The following is a 14053-nucleotide window of genomic DNA, read 5'->3' on the forward strand; positions in this document are numbered from 1 at the left end:
GGCCCTCTCACCGGATGGGGAGGAGGGGCGCCGTCCCGACGGACGACGCCCCTCCCGGTCACGCACGCGGGGTGGCATCCCCGCGACGGGGTCACCGCTGCGGAAGGAGGCCCTTCAGGCCCACGACCACGATGGCGGTGTCGGTCGCGGTGTTGCCCGCGGCATCCGTCGCCGTCCAGGTGAACTCGTAGACGGTGCCGTTGACCGCCTTGACCTCGACGGTGCGATCGCCCGTGATCTCCCACTCGGCGCGGTCGGAGCCCGTCGCGGTCACCGCGGTGAGCTCCACCGTGACGTCGCCGCGATCATCGGCGGCGTCGACGTCGAACTCGATGGTGCGCATCTTGTTGTTCGGCGCCAGGATGAACGACGGGTCGGCATCGACGTCGATGGTGGGCGGCGTCACGTCCGGGGGCGTCAGGGAGAGGCCGACGATCACGGGGTCGTGATCGCTCGACCGGTAGGCGTCCGGCGCGTAGATGGCGTCCTGCGCGTCCGCCTTGAACGTCATGTCGTAGTCGATGAGGCTCGCCTCATCGGCGTTGACGTTCCACGTCGCCGCCCCGGTGACCTCGTCCAGCACGTCCTGACCCGCCAGCGCGTAGTCGAGGTAGCCGAGCTGCCCGTCGAACACGTACGAGTAGGCATCCGTCCCCTGGAACTCCGCCAGCAGGTCGGTGTACCCGGCCTGCGTGAGCACCTGGATGGGGTCCTCTTGGGCGTAGGCGTTCAGGTCGCCGATGATGAGCTCGCGCCCGGCGCCGGCACCCGTCGGGTCGGTCGCGAGCCAGTCGGCGAGCGCCGCCGCCGCCTGGGTGCGCACGCCGTTGCAGTTGCCCTGGCCGTTCGGGTCCGTCGGATCGCCGACGTCGTTGCAGTCGGAGCCCTTGGACTTCAGGTGGTTGACCACGACGGTGACCTTCGCACCCTCGGCGTCCACGAAGGTCTGCGTCAGGCCCGGACGGTTGTACTCGTCCAGCCAGCGCGCGTCGACGGACTGGTCCATCAGCTGGTGCTCGCCGTCGGGCGTGACCGACGCGGGCTTGTAGATGAGCGCCGTGGTGATGACGTCGTCCCCGATCACGCCGGTGTCGACATAGTCGTAGACGTCCTCGCCGATGCGCTCGTTGAGGGCCTCGGTGAGGGTCGCGACCGCCGTGCCGTTGTTCTCGATCTCGATGAGTCCGAAGACGTCGGCGTCGATCTCGGCCAGCGCCGTGACGATCTTCGCCTCCTGCCGCTCGAACTCCACCGGGTCGTTCGCGCCGCGCGCATCGGAGCCCGTGAGCGTCGTGAAGTAGTTGAGCACGTTGAAGCTCGCGATCTTCAGCTCGCCGCCGACCTCCGGTGCCTCGGGACGCGGGTTGCCGACCTCGAAGTCGGCGCCCTGCGTGGCCTGCACGCCCCACGTGTCGAAGCGGTAGTCGAGGACGCCGGTGGTGTTCTCGACGAGGTCGCCGCTGCGGAAGGTGTTCGCCAGGGTGAACTCCTCGCCGTTCGGGTGGATCGCCGGGTCGGGATTCTGGATGCTGCGCCCGTCGTCCACGCCGATGCTCTCGGCGGCGTTCTTCCCGGCGAGCGCGATCGCCTCCGCCGAGCCCGCGTCGTAGAGCCCGGTCGGCTGATACTGGCGGCCGAGCGTCAGGCTGATCGTGCCGAAGCGCCCGAAGTCGAACGTCTCGCCGATCGCCAGCTGCTGCGGCAGGGTCACGTACATGCCCTCGAGCGCCTCGCGCTGCTCCGGGGTGGCCGGCAGCGTCAGCTCGACGGCCTCGGGCAGCGTCTGACCGGTCGCGCAGACCTCCAGGTCGACGGCCTTGATCTGCGTGAGGCCGAAGAACTCGTCGACCTCGCCCGCCACGTTGACCACGTCGCCGACCGAGACCTCGGGCCCGCCGGGGAAGTACACGAAGATCCCGTCCGAGGTGCCGGCGAGGTCGTCGCCCGCGTCCTGGACGTAGAACCCGTCGAAGCCACCCGTCTGGAAGTCGCCGACGACAGTGCCCGTCACGCGCAGGCTGTCGCCGTCGCGCTCGGAGGCCGCGCCCGAACCCTGCACCGATCCGATGGGGACCAGCTCCAGGTCGCAGCCCGCTTCGATCGGCGGGGGCGGCGGAACGGCTCCGTTGGCGGCACCCGGGGTGTTGAACGCCTCCCCGAAGACGGGGGTGCCGGCCGTGCCCTGGTACCCGGCGAGGTCGAAGTCGTTGCGCACCCAGTCGGCCGGCGCGTTCGTGTCGGTGCCGTCCGGGATGCGGGAGGCCCCGCCCGGATCGAAGGCAAGGCCGTCGTACGAGACGCCGAGCACGACGCCGCCGTATGCGAGGTCCGTGTCGGCGTCCTTCACCGCGACGGCGTCCACCACGGTGAAGCCGAGGCCGTCGTCGATGACGCCGTCGTCATCGGTGTCGATGTCGGTCCCGACGGCGGGGAAGGTGCCGATCACCAGCAGGAGGCTGACCGTGCCGTTCTCCAGCGCGCCGCCGGCGAGCGTTGCGAGGCTGCGCCCCGACGCGTCGGCCGCCGGGAACGAGATGACCTCGTCGACCGTGCCGGTCGCCGTGCCGCTGAAGTCGCCCTCGATCTCGAGCACGCGGTACGCCGACAGGTCGGTCGTCGCGGGGCTCGCGAGCAGCTCGACGTACTCGACGTCGGCCGTGCCCGTGGTGTCGGCTGAGAACTCGTTGATCACCACGCGCGCGGCGGGAGGCTCACCGCCGCAGTTCGCGGTGTGGCTGCCGAGACCGTCGAAAGCGTCCTGACCATGGCCGGTCCACCCGGCGGAGGGGTCGAACGCGTCGCCGCCGTCCGGGTCGCCGACGCAGACATCCGCGCTGCGGCGCAGGGTGTTGTTGGTCGTCGCGGTGGATGTTCCCGCCCCCCAGCCCGCGACGCCGGGGTCGAGGCCGATCTGTCCGAAGACGTCGACCGCGGAACCGCCCTTGACCAGCGCCAGCGCGTCGTTGCCGTTGAAGAGGCCCGTCGTGGTGCCGGTGAGCTGGTCGGCGGCGTTGCGGACCGCCTCAACGGCGGCGCCGTGCGCCAGCACGAACACGTCGCCGGGCGCGACGGTCCCGATCAGGTTGATCGTGAGGCCGGCGGTCGCACCGCCGTTCGAGTACTGCCGAAGCTGGTAGCCGGCGGCCTCGAGATCCACCGCGGCGTCCGATGGGTTGTAGATCTCGATGGCCTTGTTGTTGGACGATCCTTCGACGTATTCGCTGATCAGCAGGTCTCCGTCTGCCGCGGCGGCGGGCGCGGCGAAGGCCACGATGCCTGTCGCTGCCAGCGCGGCGGCCGCGAGCGCGGCGGGGAGTCTGCGGGGTGATGGGGACACGGAACCTCCACGGGCATCGCGCGGTCTGGTGGCCGCGTATGAGAACACGGGCAGGCCGGTCGCCCGCCCGTTGACTGCAAAGCTAGGCGAGGGGCATCCCTCACGGGAAGAGTCCGGAAGGAGAGATCCTTAACGTTCGGTGTCGGCTCGGTCCAGAATGGAACCCATGACCGCGAGCGACGTGGCGCCCTTCCGCGTCGTCTTCGTATGCACCGGCAACATCTGCCGCTCTCCGATGGCGGAGGTGGTCTTCCGGGGATACGCGGATGCCTCGGGCTTCGGGTCCCGGGTGGCCTCGACGAGCGCCGGCACGGGCGACTGGCATGTCGGCGAGCGCGCCGATCAGCGGACGATCGACGCGCTCCACCGCGCGGGCTACGACGGCACGCACCACCGCGCCCGGCAGTTCACCCACGGCGACTTCACGCGCAGCGACCTCATCGTCGCTCTCGACCGCAGCCACGAGCGCATCCTGCGGGGCTGGGCGCGCAGCGAGGCCGACGCCGACAAGATCGCGCTGCTGATGTCGTTCGACGCGGCCGCCCCGACCCTCGACGTGCCGGACCCGTACTATGCCGGGCCCGGAATGTTCGACGAGGTGCTCGGTATGATCGAGAGTGCGAGCCGGGCGCTCTTCCGGCAACTCGAACCCGCGATCCGCCCGGCGCCCTGACGTCGGCGCGAAGGTCGCCTTCGACGTGATCGACGGGAGCCACCGTGACCTCTCTGCCGCCCCAGCCCCTGAGCCCCCTCGACGGCCGATACCGGCCCGCGGTCGGCGAGCTCGGCGAGTACCTTTCCGAGGCGGGACTCAACCGCGCCCGCGTCGAGGTCGAGGTGGAGTGGCTGATCGCCCTCACCGACCGCTCGCTGTTCGGCACCTCTCCGCTCGCCGACGGCGACAAGGCCCGGCTGCGCGCCCTGTACCTCGAGTTCGGCCAGGCCGAGATCGACTGGCTCGCCGAGAAGGAGGCGGTGACCCGCCACGACGTCAAGGCGATCGAGTACCTGGTGCGTGACCGCCTGTCGGCGCTGGGCCTCGACGGCATCGCCGAGCTCACCCACTTCGCGTGCACGAGTGAGGACATCAACTCGACCTCCTACGCGCTCACGGTGCAGCGCGCGGTGCAGCGCGTGTGGCTGCCGAAGCTGCGCGAGGTCATCGCCGCCCTCACCGAGCTCGCCGTGCGGCACCGCGACGCCGCGATGCTCTCGCGCACGCACGGCCAGCCGGCGACCCCCTCGACCATGGGCAAGGAGCTGGGCGTGTTCGCCTGGCGCCTCACCCGCGTCGCCGACCAGATCGACGGCGGCGAGTACCTCGCGAAGTTCTCCGGCGCCACGGGCACGTGGTCGGCCCACCTCTCGGCTGCTCCCGACGTGGACTGGCCGGAGGTCTCCCGGGCCTTCATCGAGGGCCTGGGGCTGGACTTCAACATCCTGACGACCCAGATCGAGTCGCACGACTGGCAGGTCGAGCTGTACGACCGCGTGCGTCACGCGGGCGGCATCCTGCACAACCTCGCCACCGACATCTGGACGTACATCTCGATCGGGTACTTCACCCAGATCCCCGTCGCCGGTGCGACCGGGTCCTCGACGATGCCGCACAAGATCAACCCGATCCGCTTCGAGAACGCCGAGGCGAACCTCGAGATCTCGGGCGGGCTGCTGTCGACCCTCTCCCAGACGCTCGTCACGAGCCGCCTGCAGCGCGATCTCACCGACTCCACGACGCAGCGCAACATCGGCGTCGCCCTCGGTCACTCGCTGCTCGCCCTCGACAACCTGCAGCGCGGCCTCAAGGAGATCTCGCTCGCCGAGGACGTGCTGCGGGCCGACCTCGACGCGAACTGGGAGGTGCTCGCCGAGGCCATCCAGACCGTGGTGCGCGCCGAGATCGCGGCCGGCCGCTCGCAGATCAGCGACCCCTACGCGCTCCTGAAGGACCTCACCCGCGGCCGCCGCGTGGGCGCCCCCGAGCTCGCCGAGTTCGTCCGCGGCCTCGACATCGGCGACGAGGCGAAGGAGCGCCTCCTCGCGCTCACGCCGTCGACCTACGACGGTCTGGCCTCGCGGCTGGTCGACGAGCTGCGCTGACCGCGGCCCGGGCAGGGGCGGCGTCAGGGCTTCGGATCGCCGGATGCCGCGGCATCCGGTTTCTGCCCCTGCTCGCCGTCGGCGGTGTCGTCGTCGAACAGGACGGGCTTGTCGATCGTCTTCGTGACCTGGGCGGGGTCGACGGCCAGCAGCAGGAGCGAGACGATGAGCAGCACGGCGATGAAGCTCACGCCCGCGATGACGAGCGCCGTCATCACGGCGGCCTGCGCCTCTTCGGCGGTGCGCTGCTGGAAGAAGCCCATCGACACGAGCGTCACGACGCCCGCGAAGAGCGCGGCCGCGAAGGCGAGCCCCAGCAGCTGGAGGGGCTTCATGAGGTCGCGGCGGGTGGGGCTTTCGTGGCTCACGCGGAGTCCTTCTGCGGGGTCGGGGCGGCGGATACGGGCTCATCCGCGATGACGGGTGCTGCGGCGCGCGGGGAGAACCCGGCGATCCCGAGGTAGACGGCGACGATCGCGGCGTAGGCGCCGAAAAGCCCCACTCCGATCGTCACGCCGGTGAGGGTGTACGTGGCGCGGGCCTCTTCGATCGTGTAGTCCAGGGCGTACGCGGGCTGGACGAACAGCATGGCCGCGCCGAGCAGGACGGTGACGGCTCCGACGACGACGGCGTCGCGGCTCTCCGAGCGCGGCCCGACCGGGGCGGCGGGGCGGGCATCGGCGACTCCGGGGGCGATCTCGCGCCGCTCGCCGCGCGCGGTGAGTCCGCGCCAGCCGGCGATGATCTCGAGCGCCCCGCTGACGAGGGCCCAGACGATGACGATGGCGAAGAAGCCCGTCGGGGTGCGCAGCGGATAGAGGCCGGCGGCCATGCCGGCCACGATCGTCGCACCGCCGAGCGCGGCGGCAGGCCAGCGGCGTCCGGCGGGGTAGACGAGCCAGACCGAGACGAGGAGCACCAGGCCGGTGGCGATCGCGAAGCCGCTGAAGACCGCGCCGCCGACGCCGGCGGAGTGGTCGGGCGAGAACGTGATCATGAGCGCCGCGAGCGCCGCGAAGGCGGCACGTGCGAGCTGCACGTGCCGCACGGCGAACGTGCGGGAATCGGCTGAGGTCACGGTGATCCTGCGAGGCGGCGGGTTCTCAGAAGCGAGAACGGATGCACCCAGTCTACGTGGCTCCCGGCGGGAGGCATCCGGGGCGCGGGCGGGCGGCAGCGCCTCACGCGAGCGTGTCGAGGATCTCGGTGAGCAGCTCGAACGTCGTCAGCGGCGAGATGATCGCGAAGCGCAGCACCGGCTCGCCGGCGTGGGAGCTCGGCACCACGAAGGCCAGCTGCTCCTCCAGGAGGTGCTCCGACCACGCCGCGTAGTCCGCGAGCGACCATCCGTCCCGACGGAACACCACGACCGACAGCTGCGGATCGCGCACGAGCGAGAGCCCGTCGCGCCCCTCGATCTCGTCGGCGATGCGCCGCGCGAGGTCGATGCCGTACTCGATCGCGGCGCGGTACTGCGCGGTGCCGTGCGTGGCGAGGGAGAACCACAGCGGCAGCCCTCGCGCCCGGCGGGTGAGCTGGACGGCGAGGTCGGACGGGTTCCAGTCCGGCTTGCCGGTGAGCGTGTCGAGGTATTCGGCCTTCTGCGTGTGGGCCGAGAGCGCCAGCGCCGGCTCGCGGTAGATGAGGGCGCACGCGTCGAACGGCGCGAACAGCCACTTGTGCGGATCGACGATGACCGAGTCGGCCAGCTCGACACCCGCGAACGCCGGCCGCATGCGCTCCACGAGCATCGCTGCGAGACCGTACGCGCCGTCGACGTGGAACCAGACGCCGCGCTCCTTCGCGACCGCGCCGACGCCGGCGATGTCGTCGACGATCCCGAAGTTGGTCGTGCCGGCGGTCGCGACGACCGCGAAGACGGCGTCCCCGTGGGCATCCAGCGCCCGCGCGACCGCGTCGGCGCGCAGGCGTCCGTCCGAGTCGACCGCGGCGGGCGCGATGTCGACGTCCATGACCGCCGCCGCCGAGGCGATCGAGGAGTGCGCCTCGGCGCTGCACACGACGACCCACCTCGCGGGCGCGGGGCGCCCCTCGTCCACGAGTCGCCGGCGCGCGGCATCCCGCGCCGTCACCAGTGCCGAGAGGTTGCCGACGGTGCCGCCCTGCACGAACACGCCGCCCGCGGTCTCGGGGAGCCCGAACTCCCGCGCGAGCCAGTGCAGCACCTCGTTCTCGGCGTAGACGGCTCCGGCGCCCTCCATCCACGAGCCTCCGTAGATGGCGGATGCCGACACCACGAGGTCGAAGGCCAGCGACGCCCTGCTCGGCGCCGACGGAATGAACGAGAGGTAGCCGGGGTGATCCGTGGACACGCACGCCGGCGCCAGGACGTTCTCGAAGAGGGCGATCGCGCGGCGCGCGCCGATGCCGTCGGGGGTGATCGAGCCGGACGCCAGGCGCTGCAGCTCCCGCGGTGTCATGGGCTTGTCCAGCGGAATGTCCTGGTACAGCGCGCGCCGCCGGGCGTAGTCGAGCACGTCGTCGACGGTGCGCGTGGTGTCGGGTGAGATCCGGTGCATGTCGGCGGGCGCGGTCATGGGAGTGCTCCTGGGTTCGGGTCGACACCTCACGGTAGGGGCGCAACGCCCGCTGTTCAACACTCGGCCGATCGGGCAGGAATGGAGAAGCGCGGGCGGTGGCACCCGTCATAGCGTGAGGATCACGAGCCGCGAAGCGGCCCCACGAACATGAAGGAGAACAAGATGGCTGGGAAGACATCGTCCGACGGACTGACTCAGGAAGAGCGGGAAGCCGTCAAGGACCGCGCGAAGGAGCTGCGCGCCCAGGCGAAGGCCGGAAAGAGCCGGGAAGCGGGCACGAAGCAGGTGCTCGAGGCGATCGGCAAGCTCGAGGGCACCGACAGGGTCCTGGCCGAGGGCTTCTACAAGGTCGTCTCCGAGACTGCGCCCGACCTCGTGCCCAAGACGTTCTACGGGTTCCCCGCCTTCGCCGATGCCGACGGCAAGGTGGTGGTGTTCATCCAGCCGGCGTCGAAGTTCAAGACGCGCTACGCCACGATCAACTTCGACGAGCCGTCTCGCCTGGACGACGGCGACATGTGGCCCGTGGGCTTCGCGGTGCTCGCGTGGACACCGGCCGTGGAGAAGAGGATCACCGACCTCGTGACGCAGGCCGTCGCCTGACTCAGGGCCCGCCGGCGTCCTCCGCTCACGGAGAGAGGAAGTCCAGTGCCGCCTCTCGGAACACCCGGGACCCCGGCGTGTTGAAGTGGTGCCGCCCCGGGATCTCGACGAACGTCCCGTGCGGCGCCGTCGACGCCAGCGCCCGGGAACGCTGCAGGATGGCGTCCTCGGACCCGGTCGCGAACAGCACCTGCTGCTGCGGCGGCCGCTCGGGATCCGGGTCCGCGTCGCCGAATCGCATGCCCTCGGCGAGCGCGATCAGGGCGCGCAGGTCGTTGTCGCGCACCCGCTCGGCCAGCCGCACGTAGTTCTGTGTCACCGGATCCTCGACCGGTATGCCGCGCTCGGCATACGCCCGCGCCTGCTCGATGCGCAGCCGGCCCAGCGGGCGGCCGTCGGGGATGCCGCCGAGCACGGCGCGGCTCACGTGCTCGGGCGCGTCGACGGCCAGCTGCCAGCCGACGCGCGCTCCCAGTGAGTACCCCACGTAGCGGGCGCCGTCGACGAGGTAGGTGTCGAGCACAGCGACGAGGTCGGCCACGAACGCGGACATCGAGTAGGCGAGCGGGTCGTGCGGCTTGTCGCTCGCGCCGTGCCCGCGCTGGTCCACCCCGACGACCCGGTAGCCCGCGCGGGTGAGCGCGCGCACCCAGCCGGTCTCGACCCAGTTGTCGCGGCAGCTCGACGCGAAGCCGTGGACGCACAGGACGGTCTCGGCATCCGGCTCACCCCAGGTGTACGTCGCGACCCGGTATCCCTCCGCCGACATGACGTACGTGGGCGGCGGCATCTCGGTGCGTGCGAGCGGGGAGGGTGCGTCCATCCGCCCATTCTGCTCCGCGCCGACGGCGCCCGGCCACGCCCCTGCGCGAGGGCCGCATAGGCTACGCCTCGCGCGCGCAGTTGGCAACCGGCTGAGTCGCACCGGGTCGGCGGCATACGTTCGCAGCATGAGCACCGACAATCCTCGGGACCCGAACCGGAACACCGTTCCGCCCGGGTCGACCGCAGCAACGCCGCGTGATCCGGGCGACGATCGCACTCGCCCCCTCTACCAGGGGAGCGACGCGAACGGCAACGGCATCCGCGACGATCGGGAGCCGGTACGCGCGCAGGCTGTGGACCGGGACCGCGACGGTGTCGCCGATGCCCGCGAGGGCTCGCTGCACGACACCGTCGTCCAGCGCGAGAAGGAGCGCTTCGGCGGAATGAAGTTCGGCTCCGCGTTCTTCGGGTGGCTCACCGCCCTCGGAGCGCTCGTGCTCCTGACCGCCGTCGTCGCGGCGATCGGCGCTGCGACGGGCCTCACCGCCCCGGAGGTCGTGGAGGACGCGGCCGAAGCGGCGAGCGAGAACCTCGGCGGCGCCACCGTCATCGGCGCCATCGCGATCGCCCTCGTGCTCTTCGTCGCCTACTTCGCCGGCGGATATGTCGCCGGGCGCATGGCGCGCTTCAGCGGTGCCAAGCAGGGTCTCGCCGTCTGGCTGTGGGCGATCGTCATCGCGATCCTCATCGCCCTCATCACCGCGATCGCCGGCAGCCAGTGGGACATCCTCGCGAACGTCGACATCTTCCCGCGCATCCCGGTCAGCGCCGACACCGCCACCCTCACCGGCATCCTCACCGCCGTCGGCGCCGCCGTCATCGCCCTCGCCGGAGCGGTGCTGGGCGGCATGGCCGGCATGCGGTACCACCGTCGCGTCGACCGCGTCGGACTCGCCGGAGAACGCTACTGACGTCGCCGCCGGGCGACGACCTCGACCCGCAAGGGACTGAACCCACAAGGAAAGGAGATGCCCATGGGCGTCGGAGATGACATGAAGCACAACGCAGAAGACCTGAAGGGCAAGGCCAAGGAGGCCGTGGGAGACGCGACGGACAACGAGCGCCTCGAACGCGAAGGCCAGGGCGAGCAGTTCAGCGCCAAGATGAAGAAGGCCGGCGACGACGTGAAGGACGCGTTCACCGGCGATCGGTGACCTGCCCCTTCGATGCCCCGGGATCCCTTGGATCCCGGGGCATCGTCGTGTCACCCCGGGGGCTCACGACAGGTGGGCTCGGGGCCCGGCGTCGTGGGCTCAGGGCACGCGGTAGCCCGCCGCGCGGAACAGCTCGTACCACTCGGCACGGGTGAGGGCGACATCCGATCCCTGCGCGGCACCGCTCACGCGCTCGGGCGTCGTCGTGCCGAGCACGACCTGCATCGCCGCCGGGTGACGTGTGATCCAGGCCACCGCGATGGCGATCGGCGGCACGTCGTACGCCGCGGCCAGCCGATCGATCACGGCGTTCAGATCGGCGTAGTCGGGAGAGCCCAGGAAGACGCCGTTGAAGAACCCGGCCTGGAACGGCGACCACGCCTGGATCGCGATGTCGTGCAGCCGGCAGTAGTCGACGATGCCGCCGCTGTCGAGCGTGACCGACTGCTGCTCGCCCTGCATGTTGGCGGCCACGCCCTGCGCGATCGACGGCGCATGGGTGATCGACAGCTGGATCTGGTTGGCGACGAGCTGCTGCCGCACCGACTTCTTGAGCAGGTCGATCTGACGCGGCGTGTGGTTCGAGACGCCGAAGGCGCGCACCTTTCCGGCGGCCTCGAGCTCATCGAAGGCGCGCGCCACCTCGTCCGGCTCGACGAGGGCGTCCGGCCGGTGAAGCAGCAGGATGTCGATGTAGTCGGTCTCGAGCGCACGCAGCGATCCCTCCACGGCCTCGATGAGGTGCTCGTACGAGAAATCGAAGTACGGCCCCTCGCGGACGATGCCCGCCTTCGTCTGGATCGTGATCTGCTCGCGCTCCGACGGCGAGAGCCGCATCGCCTCGGCGAAGCGGCGTTCGCAGCCGTGCATGTCGCGGCCGTAGACGTCGGCGTGGTCGAAGAAGTCGATGCCCGCATCGCGGGCGGTGCGCACGAGGGTGCGGACGGCGTCGTCGTCGAGGTCCTGGATGCGCATGAGCCCCAGCACCACGTCGGGTGCCGGGCGGTCGATGCCGGTGAGTCGGATGGTCTTCATGGACTCACGCTAGGCACTGCGGAGAGGGATGTCCAAGGCGCCCGATCCCTCCACGTTCACCGATCCGTCCCGGATTCGTCGCCGGCACGTCAGCGGGAGGCCGGGCGGCCGCGATTGCGTCGGCTCCATGAGTCGATTCCCCACACGACGCGTCCTGCCGCGCCTTCTCGCCGCGGCAGCCGCGACGGCCACCGCCGTCGCGCTCCTTCCCGCCACCGCTGCCTCCGCCCAGCCCGTCGCCGCTGCCCCCGCGGCGTCGCAGTCGCCGTACGTGCAGACGCACGTGCCGACGCTCGTCGCCCGCGCCACCCTGTCGGCCGACCACCTCGAGCCCGGCCCGGCCTCGGGCGCGCTCGCGACTCCGGCCAACGGCCGCACCGGACCCTGGAACGGCCAGGTCATCCCCGGCTTCTCGGCTGCGATGGACAACGGCGACGGCACGTTCTGGGCGCAGCCTGACAACGGCTTCGGCGCCAAGGGCAACTCCGCCGACTTCCTGCTGCGCAACTACCTCGTGCGTCCGGCCTGGCAGACCGCCGAGGGCGGCGCCGGCGAGATCGAGGTCGAGCGGTTCATCTCGTACAACGACCGCAACGGCATCCTCGACTTCCCGATCGTCAACGACGGCACCGACGAGCGCCTGCTCACCGGCGGCGACTTCGACGTCGAGTCGGTCGTGAAGGCCAAGGACGGCACGTTCTGGGTCGGCGAGGAGTTCGGCCCCTTCCTGCTCCACTTCGACGCCGACGGCACGCTGCTCGAGAAGCCGTACGCGCTGGACGGCGCCAAGTCGCCGCAGAACCCCTACCTGCAGCCGGGCGAGACGCCCCGCGTGCGGGCGAGCCGCGGGTTCGAGGCGATGGCTGCCTCGGCCAACGGACGCTACCTGTACCCCGTGGTCGAGGGCTCCTACGCCGACGACGCCGACCTGCGCCGCCGCGAGATCCTGGAGTTCGACACGCGCGCCGGGCAGTACACCGGCCGCACGTGGAGCTACCAGACCGACCAGGAGCCGAACGTCATCGGCGACGCGTTCACCGTGCGGGGCGACGTGCTGATCCTCATCGAGCGCGACGACTTCGAGGGCGAGCAGTCGGTCACCAAGCGCGTGTACGAGGTCGACCTCCGCCGCACCGACGCCGAGGGCTACCTCGAGAAGACGCTCGTGCTCGACGCGCTGCGCATCGCCAACCCGTACGGCATCGGCGCGGGCGACGGCTACGGCACCGGCGAGGTCTTCTCGCTGCCCGTGCAGTCGTTCGAGACCGTCGTGCAGCTGAAGGACGGCAGCCTGCTGATCGGCAACGACAACAACTACCCCGGCAACGACGCGCGCATCCCCGGCACGCCGGACGACACCGAGTTCGCCGTCATCGATCTCGACAAGACCAAGATCGAGCCGTCGACGGTGAGCCTCATCGGCCACCGCGGTGCGAGCGGGTCGCGCCCCGAGCACACCCTGGCCGCATACGAGACGGCGATCGTGCAGTGCGCGGACTACCTCGAGCCCGACGTCGTGTCGACGAAGGACGGCGTGCTCGTCGCGCGTCATGAGAACGAGATCAGCGGGACGACGGATGTCGCCACCCGGCCGGAGTTCGCCGCGCGCCAGACGACGAAGGTCATCGACGGATCCGCCGTCACCGGCTGGTTCACCGAGGACTTCACCTTCGCCGAGCTGCGGACGCTGCGCGCCACGGAGCGCCTGCCCCAGACGCGCCCGGCGAACACCGCGTTCGACGGGCTGTACGTCATCCCGACGCTCGACGAGGTCATCGACCTCGCCCGCCACTCGATCAGCTGCGACGGCCGCACGGTCGGCGTGTACCCCGAGACGAAGCATCCGTCGTACTTCGACTCGATCGGGCTGTCGATGGAGGAGCCGCTCGTCGAGGCGCTGCGTGCGAACGGCCTGGACCGGGCCGACGCGCCGGTGATCGTGCAGAGCTTCGAGACCGCCAATCTCCGCGACCTCGACGCGCTCACCGACGTCACGCTCGCGCAGCTGGTCAGCGGCTCGGGCCGGCCGTACGACTTCACGGCCTCGGGCGACCCGCGCACGTACAAGGACCTCGTCACGCCGGCCGGCCTCGCCGAGATCGCGACCTACGCCGACGGGGTCGGACTGGAGAAGTCCGTGATGATCCCGCGCACCGCCGACGGCCGCCTGGGCACGCCCACGCCGGTCATCGCCGACGCGCACGCGGCGGGGCTCTCGGTGCACGGCTGGACGTTCCGCGCCGAGAACCAGTTCCTCCCGGTCGACTTCCGCTCCAGCGCCGACCCGAGCGCATACGGCGACCTCGACGGCGAGCTGAAGGCGTTCATCGGCGCCGGCATGGACGGGGTCTTCAGCGACCACCCCGGCATCGCGGCGGTGACGATCGACACCGTCACGCTCGCCGGCTGATCATCGCGGAGGGGCGGAGGATGCCGGC

At 70.9% G+C, this 14053-nt stretch carries 12 protein-coding genes; 6 read left to right on the top strand and 6 right to left on the bottom strand.

What is annotated here, in order from left to right:
- Positions 1 to 91: 91 nt before the first annotated feature.
- On the bottom strand, positions 92 to 3337 hold the full coding sequence (locus ACFRAL_RS01930) for an ExeM/NucH family extracellular endonuclease (protein WP_378879156.1): 3246 nt from the start codon (positions 3335 to 3337) through the stop codon (positions 92 to 94).
- A gap of 166 nt (positions 3338 to 3503) precedes the next feature.
- Here ACFRAL_RS01930 and ACFRAL_RS01935 point away from each other — a divergent pair, with 166 nt between their 5' ends.
- Positions 3504 to 4010, top strand: a complete 507-nt coding sequence (locus ACFRAL_RS01935; protein ID WP_336394086.1) for a low molecular weight protein-tyrosine-phosphatase — start codon at positions 3504 to 3506, stop codon at positions 4008 to 4010.
- A gap of 44 nt (positions 4011 to 4054) precedes the next feature.
- On the top strand, positions 4055 to 5437 hold the full coding sequence (gene purB, locus ACFRAL_RS01940) for an adenylosuccinate lyase (RefSeq protein ID WP_378879159.1): 1383 nt from the start codon (positions 4055 to 4057) through the stop codon (positions 5435 to 5437).
- 23 nt (positions 5438 to 5460) lie between these two features.
- Here purB and ACFRAL_RS01945 read toward each other — a convergent pair whose 3' ends face one another.
- The 3 genes from ACFRAL_RS01945 to ACFRAL_RS01955 all read right to left on the bottom strand — a co-directional run bounded on the left by ACFRAL_RS01945 (position 5461) and on the right by ACFRAL_RS01955 (position 7995).
- Positions 5461 to 5805 carry an amino acid transporter gene (locus ACFRAL_RS01945; protein ID WP_336394084.1) on the bottom strand — a complete coding sequence of 115 codons (345 nt, stop codon included), beginning with the start codon at positions 5803 to 5805 and terminating at the stop codon, positions 5461 to 5463.
- A complete protein-coding gene (locus ACFRAL_RS01950; protein ID WP_336394083.1) occupies positions 5802 to 6515 on the bottom strand; it encodes an acyl-CoA synthetase in 714 nt (237 codons plus the stop codon). The genes ACFRAL_RS01945 and ACFRAL_RS01950 overlap by 4 nt, the downstream gene beginning before the upstream one ends.
- A 103-nt stretch (positions 6516 to 6618) precedes the next feature.
- Positions 6619 to 7995 carry a pyridoxal phosphate-dependent decarboxylase family protein gene (locus tag ACFRAL_RS01955; RefSeq protein ID WP_378879162.1) on the bottom strand — a complete coding sequence of 459 codons (1377 nt, stop codon included), beginning with the start codon at positions 7993 to 7995 and terminating at the stop codon, positions 6619 to 6621.
- Between the two features lie 165 nt (positions 7996 to 8160).
- On the opposite strand from ACFRAL_RS01955, the gene ACFRAL_RS01960 reads away from it, so the two are divergent.
- Positions 8161 to 8601 carry a hypothetical protein gene (locus ACFRAL_RS01960; protein ID WP_336394081.1) on the top strand — a complete coding sequence of 147 codons (441 nt, stop codon included), beginning with the start codon at positions 8161 to 8163 and terminating at the stop codon, positions 8599 to 8601.
- Between the two features lie 25 nt (positions 8602 to 8626).
- On the opposite strand, the gene ACFRAL_RS01965 is transcribed toward ACFRAL_RS01960, so the two are convergent.
- On the bottom strand, positions 8627 to 9424 hold the full coding sequence (locus ACFRAL_RS01965; protein ID WP_378879164.1) for an alpha/beta fold hydrolase: 798 nt from the start codon (positions 9422 to 9424) through the stop codon (positions 8627 to 8629).
- Between the two features lie 127 nt (positions 9425 to 9551).
- Between ACFRAL_RS01965 and ACFRAL_RS01970 the strand changes: the two genes are divergently transcribed.
- Both ACFRAL_RS01970 and ACFRAL_RS01975 read left to right on the top strand, forming a co-directional pair.
- Positions 9552 to 10337: a hypothetical protein gene (locus tag ACFRAL_RS01970; protein WP_336394079.1), complete on the top strand. Its 786-nt coding sequence runs from the start codon at positions 9552 to 9554 to the stop codon at positions 10335 to 10337.
- A gap of 63 nt (positions 10338 to 10400) precedes the next feature.
- The gene (locus ACFRAL_RS01975) at positions 10401 to 10580 is read left to right on the top strand and encodes a CsbD family protein (RefSeq protein ID WP_336394078.1); all 180 of its coding nucleotides are present in this window, start codon (positions 10401 to 10403) and stop codon (positions 10578 to 10580) included.
- Positions 10581 to 10679: 99 nt separating this feature from the next.
- Here ACFRAL_RS01975 and ACFRAL_RS01980 read toward each other — a convergent pair whose 3' ends face one another.
- Positions 10680 to 11615 carry an aldo/keto reductase family oxidoreductase gene (locus ACFRAL_RS01980; protein WP_378879168.1) on the bottom strand — a complete coding sequence of 312 codons (936 nt, stop codon included), beginning with the start codon at positions 11613 to 11615 and terminating at the stop codon, positions 10680 to 10682.
- 127 nt (positions 11616 to 11742) lie between these two features.
- Between ACFRAL_RS01980 and ACFRAL_RS01985 the strand changes: the two genes are divergently transcribed.
- Positions 11743 to 14025 carry an esterase-like activity of phytase family protein gene (locus tag ACFRAL_RS01985; RefSeq protein ID WP_378879171.1) on the top strand — a complete coding sequence of 761 codons (2283 nt, stop codon included), beginning with the start codon at positions 11743 to 11745 and terminating at the stop codon, positions 14023 to 14025.
- Positions 14026 to 14053: the final 28 nt, after the last annotated feature.

This window comes from Microbacterium sp. NPDC056736 (genome assembly GCF_042790415.1).
In the GTDB taxonomy this organism is placed as follows: domain Bacteria; phylum Actinomycetota; class Actinomycetes; order Actinomycetales; family Microbacteriaceae; genus Microbacterium.